The following is a 17,914-nucleotide window of genomic DNA, read 5'->3' as shown; positions in this document are numbered from 1 at the left end:
TTTTGTGTTTCGGAAGCGAAGACGACTCAGACGATTGACAACAATAGCCCATAACAAAAGTAATAGGATTAAAACAAAAAAATCAATTAGGTATAGTTTTTCGTACACCGGCAAAAACTCCTTTCCCTATTAGCAGACAATGGAATATAACTAATTTCAAATTAATCATAAGGAACAATATATATTTATTCCAACGCATTTAAATCCATAATTTAATTGATTACAAGGAATGAAGATGATCAAAAAACAGCGGATTTCCTTTCTCAACCTAGGTGAAGAACAGATGAATAAGAATGCAAAAAATACCCAACCTCACTTTCGTTTGGCTGGGTATTTTTAATCTGGTAAAAATACCTATTCTGATTCTAACTATTCGGAACGAAATTAAGAAATATTTTGGATACTTCGGAAAAAAATCGCCTTTTTTCCAAATAACACTAACAGAAACCTCACATTCAGGTGCAGTTACTGGTAACCAGACCAATGGAAAACTTTGAAGGCTAATAGTTTTTGGCAGAAAAGAAATACCAAGCCCTGTAGAGACCAAACCAGCTACTGTGTCCAACTCGTCAGCTTGGAATACAGTTCTTGGCGTTATTTGTTGATTCGCAAACATGGTATCGATCATAGAACCCACCCCATATGATGACTTTAAGCCAATATAAGGCTCATCTCCTATTTCTTCTAAATAGATATTTTTCTTGTTAGCCCTTTTATGATCGAGTGGGAGTGTAAGGAAAAGTTCAAACTTCCCTAATAAATGCCAAGAGTAGTGGCTATTTATAAAATCAGGGGTAGTAATACCAATGGAGAATCTTGATGTGAATCAAATTGAATGTCAAGAAAATCTTTTTTGAAAGAATGAAACAAAGAAGGGATAAGATGTGCTCCAAGCATATGGAGGAAACTAATAGTGATTACTCCTGAAGTGGAATTGACAAGACTTTCAATTTCTTTTCGCCCTTTTTCAATTTCGTATAGTGATGCTTTTGCTCGTTGGTAAAAGTATTTTCCCTATTTATTAAGAATTCAGATTACGTCCATTTCGCTCAAAAAGGGGAATACCTAGCTCATTCTTGACATCACTATTTATTTTTTTCCAAATAAAAAAAGTTATTTGAATAAGATAGCTCTTTCGAATCATGCAACCTAGATCTTTCTAAGTTATTGTGTGTTTTGTTGACAAAATGAAAAAAGGAGATAAAACCATGAAAACATTAGATGTAGGTATATTTTTATTCGAAGATGTAGAGGTGCTAGATTTTGCAGGTCCATTTGAAGTTTTTTCTGTTACTGAATTCAATCAAGTTCAAAATAGTAGAAAAAAACCCTTTCAAGTCACTACTTTTTCTGAAAAGGGACAAATCATTTTAGCAAGAAACGGTTTAAAGATTCAACCCGATTATAGTTTTCATTCTGCTCCACATTTTGACATTATCATTATTCCAGGTGGACCAGGAACCTTAAAAGAGTTTAAAAACAAAAAAGTGATGGAATGGATAAGTAAAAGGATAAAAAGTGTTCAGATTATGGCGTCCGTTTGCACTGGAGTTTTTCTATTGGCTGAAGCTGGTTTACTAGTTGGGAAACGAGCGACAACACATTGGGCCAGCCTAAAAGAACTAGAAAGTAGATTTCCCGAAACTACTGTCGTGCAAAATGTTAAATTTGTTGATGAAGACAACATCCTTACTGCGGCTGGAGTTTCTGCAGGTATTAATATGTCTTTGCATATTGTAAAGCGTCTATTGGATATCGAAGTAGCAAAAACAACTGCAAAACTGATGGAATATGACATTCATTTCTAACATTAGATTCGTAGGAGAAATGAAACAATGGAGGCTTCTTTATGGAAAACCAAAGACTTATTGGGCTGAAATTATCAGCTTTATTCCATAATAGAGTGGTATGGGTTATTGTTGCTGCTACATTATTTGGTCAAGCGGGTATCTGGATTCGCTTTTATGCCGTTATGATGTTTATAATGGCAAAGACACACAACGATCCTGTTGCAATATCGATGTTAACTGTTGCAGAATTTGCACCAGTTGTGCTCTTTTCCTTTATAGGGGGTACATTCGCAGATCGGTTGCCACCAAAAAGAAAAATGATATTGTGCGATCTGTTAAATGCTGTATTTGTGTTTACGGTTTTAATCTTAGTTATATTTTTCTCTTGGAAAGCTGTGTACTTACTCCCTTTAGCTTATGCCGCCTTAATGCAGTTTTCACAGCCTGCTGGACTAAAGCTTTTTAAGAAGAATTTACGAGATAATCAAATGCAAGCAGGGATCTCTATCTATCAAACTGTTTTTTCCGTATTTATTTTGGTTGGTCCGATACTTGGTACATTTGTTTTTCAAAATTATGGTGTTAACATAGCCATTGCTTTAATGGGCACCATGTATATCATATCGGCTGTAATTCAAATTTTACTCCCAGCGGATCAGGAAACAGAAGAAAAGATTGAAAAACCACCAATTCTTCTTGAAATGAAGCATGGTTTTCACTATGTATTGTCTAAGAAAATGTTAAAGAAATTAAGTGGGTGTTTTGTTGTAACCTATTTAGCATTTGGGTTAGTCCAACCATTAAATGTGTTTTTGGTTTCAGAGAGATTGAAATTAGGCACCGAATATCTTCAATGGCTGCTAACAGCTAACGGAGCAGGTACCATCTTGAGTGGTCTTCTAATCATGATACTCGCAAAAAAGGTTACACCACAACAATTCATCTTTGTGGGGATCATCGTGAATGCGATTGGTTGGAGCACAGCGGTTTTATCTACACAGCTGTGGTTGACTTTATTGGCTCAGTTTGTTTGTGGGCTTATGATGCCCAGTATCCAGATTGGGCTCAATACATTAATTTTACAAAAAACTCAAACCAATTATTTTGGAAGAGTCACCGGTATTCTCGTTCCTATGTATACTGCATCTTTGGTGATAGCCAGTTTTATCGCTGGATGGTTGAAAGAGCAATTATCACTGTTTGGCATCTATGGAATTACAATATTTTTATTCGTTTTTGCATTGTTCTTTGTTGTCCCTTTACTTCGCTCACTTGTCGAAAATAGGCAGTTGCATTAATTTAAAAATTACCTTTCAGTTTATAAGGCTCCCTTAACCTTGCGTTCAAGAACAAGTTTTAGGGAGTTTTATTATATGCCTATCTATATGGACCCGCTGCAACAACTTGACATGTAAAACCATAGCTTGATGTATTCTCTCACCCTTTAATTATTAAACATAAATTCGACTTTACCTAGTTCTTCATTAAAACGGGCATCGATTTGTGGAGGTTGAAAGCCAAAAGCATTTGCAGCCCACATCATAATAGCTGGAGTCAATCCTTCTTCTTGATAGTGACAATCGTGGGAGGCAATAAAGTGTATGACGATTAATGTATCTGATTGATAAGGCGACTTATGTATAATACACTCACTTACTTTTTTTAATCCGTCCCACAAAAAATACTTCTCTTTTTCCGATACTCCAAAGGCTGAGGGATTATGCATATCCGGAGGATAAATCGCCCACAAACCTGCGCATATTGATGTACAAGCATCTTTGTCCTCGTAACTGGACATAGATATGTAAGTTCCATAAATATAAATGCTTATCCCATATTTTCGGTAAATCTTATACCCATACTTATATGAGTTAGGTAATGTTTGAAATCGATCTAAGAATCTTCTATAGTCCGTTTCTCGATTTTCTTCAGATTTGCTCATTCTCTGCCTTCTTTCAAAAAAATAAAGGGTCTAAGCATTCTCCATGTCTGAGTACATCTTTTATTTTTAGAATAATCTTTTCCATAAGCGGTGTATTAAAAAGTTTTTACCAGCCTAACATGACTTCTTCTTGTAGTCACCTAAAAAAGTACTTTAAAAATTTTATGCACAAACAACCAATCACTTGTAATCTAGCAGTTGGTTGTTTTGGGCTTTGAAGAATTTTCATTATTTTTTGTTGCTATGTCTACAATATGGTAAGTACAAATATATCCTAATAAATTCAAAACTGCTTTCTTTTAAATACTCGGCGGACTTTTGATCCATTAAGATTGATCAAAAGTCCGCCGTTTGAGCCACGTCTGAAGGGAGACGATCAGCCACCGAACGCCTTTCGGAGTAGTCGGGTGAGAACGCTGTTGATCACGGCAGCGGTGTGACCGTCCGCCAACTTCTTGGTGTTGTTGGCGTTGATCCCCCATCGCTCGGCCTCTGCCAAGTAAACCTTCTTCACTTCTTCAAAGATCTCCCCTCCAGGAACCATCGACTCGTTGAGGAACGCGATCTCTCCGCGAACTCGCTCCTCGATGATCCTGTCAGCAGCGTTTTCGACCACGTCGCGGATATCCGTCTTGTTCAGAACCCCAGTCATCTCGACCTCCAAGTGCGAATCGAATGTTCCTATTTTCATTTTAGAATCACTAATCAAAAAATACAAGTTTTCAATAAGAAAAATTGTTTTAGTATCAATAAAAACATTCGTATCAGGGATTTGTTGTCCTAAGTCATATTTTTCAATTTGATGACATCCAGTTATTTTAGTTCGTATAAAAGATATCTGGGTAGTTAGAAACTAACTATTCAGACTGGGTCTCACACTCACTTAAAGCGGATCTTTACTCTGGTTCCTGAAATGGTGTGGGAATCTTCTTTCGAATAAACCTCGCCTTTGCTCGGATTACTAGAAATTCATTATAATAATACTAGAAAAAGTATCGTGTCCATAACTAATGAGATCTAAACAATGCTGAAAGGTAAGACCATCTACCGCAATAGACGGTCTTTTTCTTTCCTTACATTTATGAAAAAACTATTTTTTATCTTTTAACCATGGAGAAAAACGAGGAACCCACTTAGGAACATTTTCTCTGTACTCTTGATAATCTGGACCAAATCGTTTTAACAATTGAGGTTCTTCTTTCCATATAAAATATATTTGATTTGCCATCCAGAAACCAAAAAACCAGATTAATAGCTCAAACGAAGTAAACATAATAGACTCTCCCAATTGAACAAGCAAAACCCCTGTGATCATCGGATTTCGAACATATCGATAGGGACCAGCTATCACTAATTTTTTTGGAGGATCAAGTGGATTTAAGGTTCCTTTTCCAATACGTTTAAATAGACCAATAGTGATAGTCACTAAAGAAAGTCCTGTTATTAGGATAAGCATACCCAACCAAGCATGGAGACCAAAAGAAAAGTTATTCTCATCGAAAAAATATAAAATAATAGATGGCACAATTACAGTCATCGTAGTAGGAAGAGTCAGTGAGATGAGAAAGGATGAAAGAGAAACTTCTTTTTTCATTTAAAGATTCCTCCTAATCAATGTAATTTCCATTTGGAATAGTTAGATGATTATAATCTTATTGTATCGTAATTATTTTCTCTAACCACCCACAGTCTCTTCTAATCTGTTGTTTAAACAACACAATCAAGTAATCTGTTTAAAAAGGAGGAAAAAGATGGTTTCTCATCCCAAAGACCCACGTGCAATTCGCACGAAAAAATCACTGCAATCAGCTTGTCTTACCTTAATCGAAGAAAAAGGATTTGATCAAATCAGTGTTCGTGATCTCGCAACAAGAGCTGGCATCAATCGCTCCACTTTTTATCAACATTATCCAGATAAATGGGATTTGTTAGAGCAAATGATGGATACTCATCTTCAAGGAATGATTGATACCGTGAAACCAATAAGTTTACGCCCGGCAAAAAAATATATTCACGAACCCAATCCTTCTTTTGTTCGAATTTTTTCTTATATCCAAGAACATGCTGACTTTTACCAAACAATGCTCGGCAAAAAAGGAATACCGCTTTTCCACCATCGTCTTGTAAAAAGAGTTTCTCAAACCATACTGGAAGAGATGAATAAAAACAAACAGAAAAAAAGCCAAATGCTAGTTCACCAACCCCTAGTTTTGCAATATATTACATCAGCACATCTAGGTTTAGTAATCTATTGGTTGGAACAAGGAATGCCTTATTCCCCTCATGAAATGGCACATCAGATGACCTTGCTCACTTTCTGTGGACCTATTAATGCAATGACTTTGAATCCAAAAGAAATTTGAACGCTCCCACCACCTAGCTAACGCTTGAGGTGGGGGATTCTTAGGAACTTCCGTCTACGGACAGGATATTTACTAAGTATAAACCGCCATCCCAGCGTCAATGAATCTCCTATCTTTTTGCAAGATGTTGTTAGCTGTGTTGATATATGATCATGATTGGAACCGCATTCCGGACATCTCCATGCTCTAAGACTTTTCATATCTTTGTTGCGGTATCCACAACAAGAACATCGTTGACTCGATGGGAAGGCTTTCCCCACTTTTACAAGGGCTCTCCCGAACCATTCCGCCTTATACGCCAACATCTCGATGAATTCAGACCAGGAAGCATCTGTGATCGACTTTGCTAATTTGTGATTCTTCACCGTATCCTTCACTTGTATGGCTTCGATGCTGATTACTTGGTTTTCGTGAATCAGTTTCGTAGACAGTTTGTGAAGAAAATCATGACGGGGATTCACTATCTCCTCATGAATGCAAGCTACTTTGATGCGGGCTTTGTTCCAGTTGGAACCTCCTTTGGTACATCTAGATACTTTGTTGGGCTTTTGTAAATTTCTTTTCATATGGACAAAAAAAACAGTTTGTCCTCACTTTTGTACCATCCGAGAGTATTGCGAAATCTTTCAAGCCATGGGCGACTCCCACCGCTTCCCGCTTAGCTGGAACATAAGAACAATAGTTCCTCTCACCAAGAACCGAAACCAAGTATTTTCCCGAAGGCGTACGGCGAACAATTGCAGAGAGAATACGCCCTTCTACTTCCTTTGACTTGGCAAGCTTTACCCAGCCCAGTTAGGGAGTTTGATCTTATTTCCCTTGATACTCCCTTCTGGTAATTGATTTTTCTTTTCGATCTTGGTGGTGTAAGACTGGAGTAAGTTCCGTTTGCTGAAACGAAGGGCATTGTTTTGCTTTGGAAGAAACCGTTGAAACGCATCCTCGAGATTCCGTAAAGAGGATTGCAACGCATGGCATCCGCTTCTTTTTAGACATTCCATCTGGTTGTTCCAAGGAAGTGAGAAGCTTGGCGCAAATCGAATAGATGAGCTCTGTCCCCGTTTCCCTGTTAGGTATCGTTCCATTTTGCTAGGAAATGGTTGAATACAAACGAAAACGGGATGCTTGGTGCATTCGTTTCTTTATCCTTTCTTGTTTTTAAGGCTGAGGATATACTCGGAAACAAAAAAGAAAATATTCCGAACCAATTCCTTTCGGCTAACGCCGAACCAACATTCACCACACCCACTTAGCAAGCTTGAAGTGGGAACTCTTTCAGAAAGATCGATAGAAAGGGGAATCTTTCTTCTATTCTAAAAAAATTATTTTTCTTACTTATGGTAAAAAAAGATAGTAGTAACTGTGTTTATAAACGCAGCACGACGGTACCAACGTGTGGTACCGTCATGTAGATCCTCTAGACGTTTGAGATTTCAAATTATGATCCTCTTGCGCATATGGGGACAATGATCCTTGCAATTCCCACAAAATTGCCCACATCGAACCAACTTGGAATGAGCAAAGGAACAGCACTTTTGACCAAATGCAGACACATGAGAACAGGGGTGATGTTCATGGCAATAAATTTTTCTTTTTACCATTGACCACTGTTCCCCCATTCCCATCACGAAAAGAGGAAGAACATTTTCTTTATACTCCTGTGTGAATCCTATAAATTGGTATCTATACTGCTCTCCAGATGGTGTGATGTATGAACATCGATAGTACTTATCAAGCAGATCCTCATACCAAGTAGGATCTGCATCGTAAACTTCCCATCTTGGGTAAGCTCCGCTTTTCACCATCCGATAAAAGGTTTGTTTGTACTCCAAATGGACCCTGCGCCAAATTTCATGAGGAATAGTCCGTTTGCGTGTCCAGTTTCTTCCCATTGCTACAAGTGGAGCTGTCTCAACCAATACTGAATGTACTTCTGCAAGTGGTCGGATATGCTTCACAAGACGGAGAATCGCTTCACGTTGTCCACGATTGGGACCTGCATCAGTGATAATGACGACCCCAGGTTTTGGGAGTACTTCCCTGAGTTTATCTAGCGCAAATTCCATGGTAGGATCTGCTTCTTCTTCAGGGACTTCTCCTTTCCAGTCACCATTTCCCAGAAACTCATCTGGATCAATCACATGAAGCACGGTACGCGGAGATCGTTCCAATCGAGAGAATATTCATCGAAAACTAGATCTGTGATAGGGAGATTTTCCAAACCAGTACGAAGCTGATTAACCAAAAAACTTTTTCCAGCTCCGCAATCGCCAGTTAGCAGAATTACAGCATCTACCCCCAACAGATCCAGCAAAAGATTTGGAGAACAAATCAAGCCAGCTCTCTTTGATTCCTCAATACCTGGAGTTTCTCGTATCTTTTAAGGTAGTAGTCTTGCACTTCTTTCAAAATCTGAAAGCACCTTATCCCAGAAAAGTACTGGCACAAAACTGGCTTGCAGGCTTTTCTCGTCTAGGTTTATAAATTGATAATATTCCTCTAGTTGGTGACTAGACGCCTCCCTTTTTCTGCAAAATTTATCCAATAGATATTGGATACCTGTCTGGTGAATATCAGCGAGATCTTCCTCTGTAGCATTTCGCTTTTTCATCTTCCTTCTCTTTTCCATCTGAAGACGATAGCTTATTTTTATTATAGTTCCATTTTGATTTTATTAGAATCTTTTCACACGTAAAAATGCTGAGTACCTATAACTCAGCATTTTTCTTGCTTTTTTACTTTTTAATCGATAAGGCATTGTTGCAACTACAATTCCATTTTTCATTGATAATACGACACCTATAATAGTCGCCGTCTGACTATGCAAGCGTGCTGTTCCCAGTATACCTTTTATAGACAAAATAAATACAACCCGAAAAATTATCGGGCTGTTCTTTGGATAAATATATAAGTCCATTTACACACTAAAGCAGTAAAGTGTAGATAACTGCGCTATTCTACATTTTCATTAGTGGGCGCTTTCTTCTACGAGCGCAACCACCAATTCTGCTGCTTTTACTAACTCAGGAATCGACATCCGTTCATTTGTTGTATGAATATTTTCGTAACCAATACTCAGGTTCACAGTTGGGATACCATAACCTGCTAAAACATTTGCGTCACTACCTCCACCACTTACACCAAGGTGTGGGGTACGACCTACTTTTTTCACACCTGCTATCGCTTTTTGGACAACTAGATCTTCTTCAGTAAAGAAATAGCCAGGATATAATGATTTTGTTTCCACTTCTGCTTTTGCACCCATTTGCTTTGCGGTTAACTCAAAAGCCATAACCATTTCTTCCACTTGATGTACTAATTTTTTTTCATCTCTGCTTCTTGCTTCTGCAAAAATTTTTACATACTCAGGTACTACATTTGTTGCGATGCCGCCTTGGAACATCCCAATATTAGCAGTCGTTTCTGCATCTATTCTTCCTAATTTCATTTTAGAGATTGCTTGACTTGCAACTTGGATAGCACTGATTCCAGCTTCTGGGCTAGATCCTGCATGAGCAGCTTTCCCATGTATTTCTGCTTCGATCTTTACCTGTGCAGGTGCAGAAGTTATAATTTCTCCTACTTGTCCCCCAGCGTCAAAAGCAAAGCCGTACTCTGCTTCCATTAAGGATTTGTCTAGGTGACGAGCACCCACTAGACCAGACTCTTCCCCAACTGTGAAGACAAATTGTAAATTTCCATGAGGTATATTCAACTCACGCAGAAGACGTATTCCCTCCACAATAGCTGCTATTCCTGCTTTATCATCACTACCCAGAATGGTTGTACCGTCCGTCACGATATAATCTCCGAGTATTGAAGGTTTCACCTTCTTGCCTGGCGCTACAGTATCCATATGCGATGTGAAATAGATGGTTGGAGCATCAGCAATACTACCTGTATAAGTAGCGATTAAGTTTCCCGCACTGTGCTTGGTAAACGCAGCAGAGCAATCCTCCACAACATCTAATCCTAGAGAAGATAGTTTCTCCTTCAAAAAATCACAAATTGCACGTTCATTTCCTGATTCACTGTCTATTTGCACCAACCGAATAAATTCGTCGATTAACCGATTTTTATTTACCACCGTACTGTATGCTACTTTTTAATATAGACTCATTTTCTCCGTTCTGTTTTCCTACGAGTCTACATTTTTCCTCTTTCTACGTGTCGCATGGTTCGCGTTTGGTGTAACACTCCAGAGGCGTTAATTCCGACAAGTCCTGCCGTATTGTACCTATCCACTAGTCAAAATAGGTACATGTAGCTCTCCTTTCTGTTGTTATATGCTATGACACCAATAACATAGCTTTTATTTCGATTTCTCTGAATAGTTAAAATCACGTTTCTTTTGTCCCCCAATCGAATAGACCATGTTTTCGCAAATACGAATATGCTCCTATATTGTGTTTAGGAGGAGATTTGCTCAGATTAAAACGAACAGGTACAGTTATTTATTTGAAATTTAGTTGATTTTCATCTCGGATGTAGGTAGGACAGCTCATATTATTACATTTATATTATACGTACTTTACAGAATTATTACAAGGGGATATTACCATGTTTTTTCCTAGGCATATCAACTTGTTTGTGCTCCAACATCTCTAACGATTGCTTTAACTTTAGTCTCGTCTCTCTCGGATCAATTACATCATCTACCATACCGTACGCAGCAGCTACATAAGGGTTCGCAAATTGATCTTTGTACTCACTTATCTTGGCTTTTCTCATCTCTTCTGGGGTATTGCTCTGATCGATCTCACGCTGAAAAATAATATTGGCTGCACCTTCTGGTCCCATTACTGCTACTTCAGCAGATGGCCAAGCATAAACAATATCTGCACCAATTGACTTGCTATTGAGTGCCACATATGCTCCTCCATAAGCTTTTCGCAGGATCACGGTAATCTTTGGAACAGTCGCTTCCGTATATGCATACAAGATTTTTGCTCCATGTCGAATAATTCCGCGATGTTCTTGACTCACGCCAGGGAAAAAACCAGTGACATCCACAAACGTAATGAGCGGTATTTGAAAACAATCACAAAACCGGACAAAACGACTTAGTTTGTCAGATGCATCAATATCCAACCCCCCTGCCATAAATTTTGGTTGATTTGCAACCACTCCTACCGATTTTCCATTTAAATGGGCAAATCCAACAACCAGATTACGAGCAAATTTTTGATGTACTTCTAAAAAGTCACCATTATCAAAAATGCGCTCTATTACTTTTTTTACATCGTAGGCTTTCATTCCTTCTGTTGGAACTACATTTATTAAATCTTCTATCCAATCATCTTGTTCTGTCACCATTTGTTCAGGAGGTAATTCTGTGTTGTTTTGTGGTAAATATTTTAATAACCTACTAACATTTTCAAAAACTTCTGTTTCAGAAGGGGAGGTAAAGTGTACATTTCCACTAAGACTAGCATGAATATTGGCGCCACCTAGTTCTTCTGCGGTAATTTTCTCTTTGGTTACGGTTTCAATTACTTTTGGTCCTGTTATAAACATTTGGCTTTTCTGTTCTACCATAAATACAAAGTCTGTTAGAGCTGGAGAGTAGACTGCACCTCCTGCACAAGGACCTAGAATAACAGAAATTTGTGGGACTACTCCTGAATATAAAACATTACGTCGAAAAACATGCCCATAACCGTCAAGGGAAAGTACTCCTTCTTGAATCCGAGCACCTCCAGAATCATTTAATCCAATTATTGGAGCTCCGTTTTGTGCTGCTAAATCCATGATACGAGCAATTTTCATCGCATGCATCTCTCCTAGGGCTCCCCCAAAAACCGTAAAATCTTGTGCAAATAAATAAACTAGCCTGCCATCTATTTTCCCACTGCCAGTCACCACCCCCTCACCAGGTGCTGATTCGTTATCCATACCAAAAGCAGTCATTCGATGTTGTACAAATGGGTTTAACTCTACAAACGAGCCTTCATCTAACAGCATCTCAATTCGCTCACGAGCTGTTCGTTTTCCTCGTTTGTGTTGAGCTGCAATACGTTTTTCGCCGCCACCTGCGACTATTTCTGCACGTCTGCGATCTAGTTCATCAATTTTTTTCTGCATCAGTTAATCCTCCTGTATTAGGGATTCACAAAGCTCTGTTAAAACTTTTCCAGTTGAAGCAGGGTGAAGAAAAGCAATTTTGGTTTGATGAGCTCCTTTTTTCGGGACAGGATGAATGAGCGAAATTTCTTGCTTTTGCAAGTTCTCCAGATCTTGTTCAATATGATCCACTTCATAAGCTATATGATGAAACCCTTCGCCTCTTTTTTCGATATGTTTGGCGATAGCACTGCTGTCATCCGTCGGTTCGAGTAATTCAATTCTGCTTTCACCTATCTGAAAAAAAGCTACTCGCACTTGTTCACTATCCACAACCTCTTCTCCTAAAAATGCAAGACCTAGTATATCTCGATAAAACGGTATCCACGCGTCAAGGGAATTGACTGCTATTCCGATGTGACTTATTTTCCGTATGCTCAAATCTATCCCTCCATCGAAAACATTTGTCGGATAAATGCGATTGTTTCTTTGATGGTACTGCCTGGAGGAAAAACTTCTTTAATCCCAATTTTTTTGAGATAAGGAATATCTGATGCAGGTATTACTCCACCTGCAAAAATAGGTATGTCTGGGGCACCCTGTTCGTTTAATAAGCGCACAACTTCCGAAAAAAGTTCATTATGCGCACCAGACAAACAGGACAATCCAATCAAATCTACATCTTCTTGAATAGCTGTCGCTACAATTTGACTAGGTGTCTGCCTGATTCCTGTGTATATCACTTCCATCCCGTCATCCCGCAGTGCTTGGGCAATAATCAGTGCTCCACGGTCATGTCCATCCAAACCTGGTTTTGCAATTAATACACGAATTGGTTTACGCATCGAGTTGCTCCTTTTCTAAACAGTGTATTCTCCAAATACTTTGCGCAAGGAATTGCATATTTCGCCAACTGTCGCATATACACGAACCGCATTTAAAATAAATGGCATCAAATTATCATCTTGGCTTGCTGCCTGTTGTAATTGTTGAAGTGCTATTTGTACAGCTTCGCTATTTCTATCTGATTTTATTTTTTTTAATGATTTTATTTGCTTATCAGATAATGCTGGATCTACCCGTAATAATTCTGGAGGTTCTTCATGCTCTATCTTAAACTGATTCATTCCAACAATAATTTGTTCAGTCGACTCGATGTCACGCTGAGTAGCAAGAGCAGCTTTGCGGATTTCGCGTTGCATAAAGCCTTGCTCTACTGCATCAACAGCGCCACCTAACTCTTCAATCTGTTTCAAATACGACCCAGCAGCTTCTTCGATTTCATCGGTTAAGCTCTCAATGACATATGATCCACCAAAAGGATCTACCGTATCAGCAACTCCACTTTCGTGTGCGATTATTTGTTGCGTACGTAAAGCTATTCTCGCAGACTCTTCTGTGGGAAGCGCCAATGCCTCATCTCTTGCGTTGGTGTGCAGGCTTTGGGTACCTCCTAGCACAGATGCAAGCGCTTGCAAAGTTACTCGTACAATATTGTTATCTGGTTGTTGCGCTGTTAAAGTAGAACCTGCTGTTTGGGTATGAAACCGCAATTGCATCGATTTTGGTAATTTTGCATGGAACCGATCACGCATAATGGTAGCCCACATCCGTCTAGCAGCACGGAATTTTGCGATTTCTTCCAAAAAATGATTGTGTGCGTTGAAAAAGAAAGAGAGCCTTGGAGCAAACTGATCCACATCTAAGCCAGCTTTCACAGCGGCTTCTACATAAGCAATTGCATTTGCCAATGTAAATGCAATTTCTTGAACAGCTGTTGAACCTGCTTCGCGTATATGATAACCACTGATACTAATCGTATTAAAGTGAGGAGTATGTTCCATACAATATTGAAATACATCTGTAATCAATCGCATAGAAGGTTTCGGAGGAAAAATATAGGTTCCACGAGCAATATATTCTTTTAAAATATCATTTTGAATCGTACCCATAATTTTTTTAGGGTCCACACCTTGTTTCTCAGCTGTAACCATATACATCGCTAACAGTATCGATGCTGGAGCATTAATTGTCATGGATGTACTAACCTGATCTAATGGAATTCCTTCAAATAATTTCTCCATATCCGTTAGTGAATCAATAGCAACCCCAACTTTACCAACTTCCCCTATGCTCATCGAGTCATCAGAATCATAGCCAATCTGGGTTGGCAGATCAAAAGCCACACTTAAACCCGCTTGACCTTGTTTTAATAAATATCGATAACGTTTATTCGTCTCTTCCGCTGAACCAAATCCAGCATATTGTCGCATCGTCCAGAGTCTACTGCGATACATATTTTTATGAATCCCTCTTGTATATGGAAATTCACCTGGTTTAGGTAAATGTTTTGGTGAATCTGATTCGTCATATACTGTCTTTAATGGAATACCAGAAAGCGTTTCAAAACTCTTTTTACGTTCCATTTGTCATTCCTCCATTGGTATAAGAAGAACCTTCTCCTAACGAGTCTTAAAAAATGGTTTTGGGATTGTTTTTTTATTTCAAATATGAGTATACTCATCTATGTGGATGTTTACGGAAAGCAGGTGAAATTAGTTTATGGAATATTTTATGGTCCCACTACTTGTTATCACCAGTATTCTTGCAATCATAGGTACCATGTACAACAAGCGGACTGGTAATTCAGCTGGTTTTTATATTGGGGGAGTATTCACACTTGGTGTGGTAGCTGTTACTCTTCTCTCCCTCTATGACTTATTTATTGGGATTCAGTAAGCGGGTAGATAGGTATACTTCTTATCTACGTATACAACAGATACTAAGATTGATGGAACCGCGGTAAAACAAATTTTACCGCGGTTTTTATATAAAAACTTTCCTCATCGAATCAATGACATGTTCCATGACGATATCCATCTCTACTTCTTTCCCTAAAATGCGAGATAGAGAAGTTACCCCATATTCGGTAATGCCACAAGGAACAATAGTAGAAAAATAACGCAGATCCGTGTTTACGTTTAAGGCAAATCCATGACTGGTGATGTACCCTCTTTTTTTTCTTGCTTTGTGAAATTTGACTCCAATAGCTGCTACTTTTTCATCATTCACCCAAACACCCGTATGTTCCTTTTTACGCTCACCCACGATCCCAAATTTGGATATTGCTACAATCAATGCTTCTTCCAAATCTCGTAAATAGGAATGAGCATCGTGTCTTTGATTTTCCAAGTAAAAGATAGGATAACCAACTAATTGACCAGGTCCATGGTAGGTAACATCTCCACCACGATCAATCTCTACTACATCTATTCCCTTTGCTTGATAATCCTGCGTAGACAAGAGGAGATTTTGCATATGACTTCCTCTACCCATGGTTACTGTATGAGGATGCTCCAGCAAGAGAAGCTGATCTTTGATTTGGCCCTCATCAAGAGCTCGAACTAGTTTCTTTTGATCATCCCATGTAGGATGGTATGCTACTGTACCTAGTCGTTGTACCTCAAACATGATGACACACTCTTCTCTTCACGAAATTTTCATAATGGGGTATTTGCTTGATAAGATTCTAATCTTTCTTTTACTCTAGCTAAAAATTGCCCTGCAGTCAGCCCATCCAATACACGATGATCCAAAGAGAGACACAGATTCATTCTCTGTCGAATTGCGATCATATCATCAATTACCACTGGCTTTTTTACAATGGATTCAAAAGAAAGAATCGCCACCTGAGGTTGGTTGATGATTGGCTGGGATGCTATCGAACCAAAACTACCTGTATTATTTACAGTAAAGGTGCCGCCTTTTGTATCCGCAATACTAAGATTACCTGTACGAGTCTTATGAATCAATTGTTGCAAAGATCGAGCAATCCCAAAAATATTTTTCTCTTCTGCTTGATGGATAACTGGCACATACAATGCCTCATTTGCAGCAATGGCAACGGAGATATTGATATCTTTTTTTAAGATAATGTTATCTTCCGCCCAAACGGAATTCACGTAGGGAAATTCTCGTAAGGTATCCACAGTAGCCTTTATAAAGAAAGGCATAAATGTTAATGGGATACCATTGGCCGCAAAATCTTCTTTGTACTTATTGCGAAGGGAAACCAATCCACTAACATCCGCTTCCATCATTGTCCATGCATGTGGAATTTCTGTCTTGGATTTAACCATTCTCTCGGCAATCGTTCGACGAATACTAGAGACAGGAACTACTTTGTCATCTCCAAGTACAATTGGTTGCTCTTTTTGAATCTGTGTCTTTTCACTAAAAGAAGAGGAATGTGATTTCGGTTGTTCTATTGGAACTTGTTTTTCTTTGTTTTCCACTGCTCGGAGAACATCTTTACGGGTAATTCGCCCTCCTTTGCCACTGCCTGTTAATGAGCTAAGCTCAATCTGATTTTCTTCAGCTAAGCGTAAAACTGCTGGAGAATATCGGTGTTTCATAGAGACAACATCTGTTTGCTCTTTTGTATCCTGATTGGTCTGTTTGGCAGATTCCTTGGCCTCTACTTTAGACGAAACATTCTCTTGACTTGTTTGCATTTGGCAAATAACTTCGCCCACTGCCACGGTCTGCCCTTCCTCTGCAAATATTTGATCCATTGTTCCACTAAACAAGGAAGGTATTTCTGTATTCACTTTATCGGTTTCTACTTCACATATTGGTTCGTATTCTTCTACTAGATCTCCAGGCTTTTTTAGCCATCTAGAGATCGTGCCTTCGGTAACACTTTCACCCAATTGAGGCATGACAATATCAATAGTCATATTTCCCTCTCCTCATCAACTACAGTTCTGCTAATTCGCGAATGGCAACAGCTATTTTTTCAGGGTTTAGCATAAATGCCTTCTCTAGCTTTGAATTATATGGCATGGATGGCACATCTGGGCTACATAAACGACCAACAGGTGCATCTAGATCAAAGAAGGCTTCTTCGGCTATAACTGCTGCAACTTCTGCGCCAAATCCACTAGTTTTATTATCTTCATGTACAATAAGTACTTTACCTGTCTTCTTGGTTGCTTCTAAAACAGCTCCTTTATCCAACGGAATCAATGTACGCAAATCCAATACATGTACATCAACACCTTCTTCAGCAAGTTTCTTCGCAGCTTCCAATGTGTAATGCACCATTAATCCATATGTAATGACAGTAACATCCGAACCTTCCCGTTTCACATCAGCTTTCCCAATTGGAATGGTATACTCCGTTTCTGGAACTTCATCTTTGATAAAACGATACAGTTTTTTATGTTCAAAGAAAAGAACAGGATCATTATCCCTTATAGATGATAGTAACAGACCCTTTACATCATAGGGTGTACTTGGAGCAACTATTTTTAAACCTGGTACTCCTGTAAACAATGCTTCTACACTCTGTGAATGATACAAAGCACCATGTATTCCCCCTCCATAAGGAGCGCGAATAACCATGGGACACTCCCATGTCCCATTGGATCGATATCTCATCTTTGAAGCTTCGCTGATGATTTGATTGATTGCTGGCATAATGAAATCAGCAAATTGGATTTCTGCAATAGGTCGGAGACCATAGGCTGCTGCCCCAACACCAACACCAACGATCGCTGATTCCGTCAAAGGTGTATCTAAGACACGATCTTCTCCATACAACTCGATTAATCCATTGGTTGCACGAAAAACACCACCACGTACTCCAACATCTTCTCCTAAGACAAAAACACGCTTATCACGGCCCATCTCCTCTCGCATTGCCTCTGTAATAGCATCAATATAGGATATTACTGGCATATCTTTTTCTCCTC

The 17,914-nt window shown here is 38.9% G+C and carries 20 protein-coding genes; 4 read left to right on the top strand and 16 right to left on the bottom strand.

The features are described from left to right. Positions 1-268: 268 nt before the first annotated feature. Complete coding sequence (locus GSM42_RS19250) at positions 269-802, bottom strand: LysR substrate-binding domain-containing protein (RefSeq protein WP_338055342.1); 534 nt, start codon at positions 800-802, stop codon at positions 269-271. 406 nt (positions 803-1,208) lie between these two features. Here GSM42_RS19250 and GSM42_RS19245 point away from each other — a divergent pair, with 406 nt between their 5' ends. Both GSM42_RS19245 and GSM42_RS19240 read left to right on the top strand, forming a co-directional pair. After that, positions 1,209-1,808 (top strand): DJ-1/PfpI family protein, encoded by a 600-nt coding sequence (locus tag GSM42_RS19245; RefSeq protein ID WP_160803171.1) that lies wholly within the window; start codon positions 1,209-1,211, stop codon positions 1,806-1,808. A 41-nt stretch (positions 1,809-1,849) separates the two neighbouring features. Next, a complete protein-coding gene (locus GSM42_RS19240) occupies positions 1,850-3,088 on the top strand; it encodes an MFS transporter (protein WP_160803170.1) in 1,239 nt (412 codons plus the stop codon). 146 nt (positions 3,089-3,234) lie between these two features. Here GSM42_RS19240 and GSM42_RS19235 read toward each other — a convergent pair whose 3' ends face one another. The 3 genes from GSM42_RS19235 to GSM42_RS19225 form a co-directional block, all read right to left on the bottom strand. Further along, positions 3,235-3,732, bottom strand: a complete 498-nt coding sequence (locus GSM42_RS19235; protein ID WP_160803169.1) for a hypothetical protein — start codon at positions 3,730-3,732, stop codon at positions 3,235-3,237. Positions 3,733-4,108: 376 nt separating this feature from the next. Next, the gene (locus GSM42_RS19230) at positions 4,109-4,384 is read right to left on the bottom strand and encodes a hypothetical protein (protein ID WP_160803168.1); all 276 of its coding nucleotides are present in this window, start codon (positions 4,382-4,384) and stop codon (positions 4,109-4,111) included. A 438-nt stretch (positions 4,385-4,822) separates the two neighbouring features. After that, complete coding sequence (locus GSM42_RS19225; RefSeq protein WP_160803167.1) at positions 4,823-5,326, bottom strand: methyltransferase family protein; 504 nt, start codon at positions 5,324-5,326, stop codon at positions 4,823-4,825. Between the two features lie 157 nt (positions 5,327-5,483). On the opposite strand from GSM42_RS19225, the gene GSM42_RS19220 reads away from it, so the two are divergent. Continuing rightward, positions 5,484-6,095 carry a TetR/AcrR family transcriptional regulator gene (locus GSM42_RS19220; RefSeq protein WP_160803166.1) on the top strand — a complete coding sequence of 204 codons (612 nt, stop codon included), beginning with the start codon at positions 5,484-5,486 and terminating at the stop codon, positions 6,093-6,095. Between the two features lie 17 nt (positions 6,096-6,112). On the opposite strand, the gene GSM42_RS19215 is transcribed toward GSM42_RS19220, so the two are convergent. The 9 genes from GSM42_RS19215 to GSM42_RS19175 form a co-directional block, all read right to left on the bottom strand. Beyond that, a complete protein-coding gene (locus GSM42_RS19215; RefSeq protein ID WP_237446712.1) occupies positions 6,113-6,661 on the bottom strand; it encodes a transposase in 549 nt (182 codons plus the stop codon). Between the two features lie 216 nt (positions 6,662-6,877). After that, positions 6,878-7,180 (bottom strand): hypothetical protein, encoded by a 303-nt coding sequence (locus tag GSM42_RS19210; protein WP_160803164.1) that lies wholly within the window; start codon positions 7,178-7,180, stop codon positions 6,878-6,880. A 348-nt stretch (positions 7,181-7,528) separates the two neighbouring features. Beyond that, the gene (locus tag GSM42_RS19205) at positions 7,529-8,266 is read right to left on the bottom strand and encodes a nitrous oxide-stimulated promoter family protein (RefSeq protein WP_160803163.1); all 738 of its coding nucleotides are present in this window, start codon (positions 8,264-8,266) and stop codon (positions 7,529-7,531) included. A gap of 209 nt (positions 8,267-8,475) precedes the next feature. After that, the gene (locus tag GSM42_RS19200; protein WP_160803162.1) at positions 8,476-8,706 is read right to left on the bottom strand and encodes a hypothetical protein; all 231 of its coding nucleotides are present in this window, start codon (positions 8,704-8,706) and stop codon (positions 8,476-8,478) included. 357 nt (positions 8,707-9,063) lie between these two features. Continuing rightward, positions 9,064-10,182 (bottom strand): M20/M25/M40 family metallo-hydrolase, encoded by a 1,119-nt coding sequence (locus GSM42_RS19195; RefSeq protein ID WP_160803161.1) that lies wholly within the window; start codon positions 10,180-10,182, stop codon positions 9,064-9,066. A 455-nt stretch (positions 10,183-10,637) separates the two neighbouring features. Then, positions 10,638-12,179, bottom strand: a complete 1,542-nt coding sequence (locus GSM42_RS19190) for an acyl-CoA carboxylase subunit beta (RefSeq protein ID WP_160803160.1) — start codon at positions 12,177-12,179, stop codon at positions 10,638-10,640. Positions 12,180-12,182: 3 nt separating this feature from the next. Continuing rightward, on the bottom strand, positions 12,183-12,599 hold the full coding sequence (gene mce, locus GSM42_RS19185) for a methylmalonyl-CoA epimerase (protein ID WP_160803159.1): 417 nt from the start codon (positions 12,597-12,599) through the stop codon (positions 12,183-12,185). A 2-nt stretch (positions 12,600-12,601) separates the two neighbouring features. Next, positions 12,602-13,003: a cobalamin B12-binding domain-containing protein gene (locus GSM42_RS19180; RefSeq protein ID WP_160803158.1), complete on the bottom strand. Its 402-nt coding sequence runs from the start codon at positions 13,001-13,003 to the stop codon at positions 12,602-12,604. Positions 13,004-13,018: 15 nt separating this feature from the next. Next, the gene (locus tag GSM42_RS19175; RefSeq protein ID WP_160803157.1) at positions 13,019-14,584 is read right to left on the bottom strand and encodes an acyl-CoA mutase large subunit family protein; all 1,566 of its coding nucleotides are present in this window, start codon (positions 14,582-14,584) and stop codon (positions 13,019-13,021) included. A gap of 136 nt (positions 14,585-14,720) precedes the next feature. Here GSM42_RS19175 and GSM42_RS19170 point away from each other — a divergent pair, with 136 nt between their 5' ends. Beyond that, complete coding sequence (locus GSM42_RS19170) at positions 14,721-14,897, top strand: hypothetical protein (protein WP_160803156.1); 177 nt, start codon at positions 14,721-14,723, stop codon at positions 14,895-14,897. An 87-nt stretch (positions 14,898-14,984) separates the two neighbouring features. Here the strand turns inward: GSM42_RS19170 and lipB are convergent, their stop codons facing one another. Genes lipB through GSM42_RS19155 form a run of 3 tightly spaced genes read right to left on the bottom strand, consistent with a single transcriptional unit; the run spans position 14,985 to position 17,900 of the window. Next, positions 14,985-15,629, bottom strand: a complete 645-nt coding sequence (gene lipB, locus GSM42_RS19165; RefSeq protein ID WP_160803155.1) for a lipoyl(octanoyl) transferase LipB — start codon at positions 15,627-15,629, stop codon at positions 14,985-14,987. Positions 15,630-15,658: 29 nt separating this feature from the next. After that, positions 15,659-16,897: a dihydrolipoamide acetyltransferase family protein gene (locus tag GSM42_RS19160; protein ID WP_160803154.1), complete on the bottom strand. Its 1,239-nt coding sequence runs from the start codon at positions 16,895-16,897 to the stop codon at positions 15,659-15,661. 19 nt (positions 16,898-16,916) lie between these two features. Beyond that, the gene (locus tag GSM42_RS19155; RefSeq protein ID WP_160803153.1) at positions 16,917-17,900 is read right to left on the bottom strand and encodes an alpha-ketoacid dehydrogenase subunit beta; all 984 of its coding nucleotides are present in this window, start codon (positions 17,898-17,900) and stop codon (positions 16,917-16,919) included. Between the last annotated feature and the right edge of the window lie 14 nt (positions 17,901-17,914).

The organism is Shimazuella alba (genome assembly GCF_009831235.1).
GTDB classification, from domain to species: Bacteria; Bacillota; Bacilli; order Thermoactinomycetales; family Thermoactinomycetaceae; genus Shimazuella; species Shimazuella alba.
Note: the sequence above shows the minus strand (reverse complement) of the source record. Positions and strands in the feature narration are given on the sequence as shown.

Bases quoted from the DNA above. Each gene is read 5' to 3' on its own strand.
- lipB (WP_160803155.1), bottom strand. From the start codon at position 15,629: ATGTTTGAGGTACAACGACTAGGTACAGTAGCATACCATCCTACATGG.
- GSM42_RS19155 (WP_160803153.1), bottom strand. From the start codon at position 17,900: ATGCCAGTAATATCCTATATTGATGCTATTACAGAGGCAATGCGAGAG.
- GSM42_RS19180 (WP_160803158.1), bottom strand. From the start codon at position 13,003: ATGCGTAAACCAATTCGTGTATTAATTGCAAAACCAGGTTTGGATGGA.
- GSM42_RS19190 (WP_160803160.1), bottom strand. From the start codon at position 12,179: ATGCAGAAAAAAATTGATGAACTAGATCGCAGACGTGCAGAAATAGTC.
- GSM42_RS19230 (WP_160803168.1), bottom strand. From the start codon at position 4,384: ATGACTGGGGTTCTGAACAAGACGGATATCCGCGACGTGGTCGAAAAC.
- GSM42_RS19170 (WP_160803156.1), top strand. From the start codon at position 14,721: ATGGAATATTTTATGGTCCCACTACTTGTTATCACCAGTATTCTTGCA.
- GSM42_RS19220 (WP_160803166.1), top strand. From the start codon at position 5,484: ATGGTTTCTCATCCCAAAGACCCACGTGCAATTCGCACGAAAAAATCA.
- GSM42_RS19245 (WP_160803171.1), top strand. From the start codon at position 1,209: ATGAAAACATTAGATGTAGGTATATTTTTATTCGAAGATGTAGAGGTG.
- GSM42_RS19225 (WP_160803167.1), bottom strand. From the start codon at position 5,326: ATGAAAAAAGAAGTTTCTCTTTCATCCTTTCTCATCTCACTGACTCTT.
- GSM42_RS19160 (WP_160803154.1), bottom strand. From the start codon at position 16,897: ATGACTATTGATATTGTCATGCCTCAATTGGGTGAAAGTGTTACCGAA.
- GSM42_RS19235 (WP_160803169.1), bottom strand. From the start codon at position 3,732: ATGAGCAAATCTGAAGAAAATCGAGAAACGGACTATAGAAGATTCTTA.
- GSM42_RS19240 (WP_160803170.1), top strand. From the start codon at position 1,850: ATGGAAAACCAAAGACTTATTGGGCTGAAATTATCAGCTTTATTCCAT.
- GSM42_RS19210 (WP_160803164.1), bottom strand. From the start codon at position 7,180: ATGGAACGATACCTAACAGGGAAACGGGGACAGAGCTCATCTATTCGA.
- GSM42_RS19200 (WP_160803162.1), bottom strand. From the start codon at position 8,706: ATGAAAAAGCGAAATGCTACAGAGGAAGATCTCGCTGATATTCACCAG.
- GSM42_RS19175 (WP_160803157.1), bottom strand. From the start codon at position 14,584: ATGGAACGTAAAAAGAGTTTTGAAACGCTTTCTGGTATTCCATTAAAG.
- GSM42_RS19215 (WP_237446712.1), bottom strand. From the start codon at position 6,661: ATGAAAAGAAATTTACAAAAGCCCAACAAAGTATCTAGATGTACCAAA.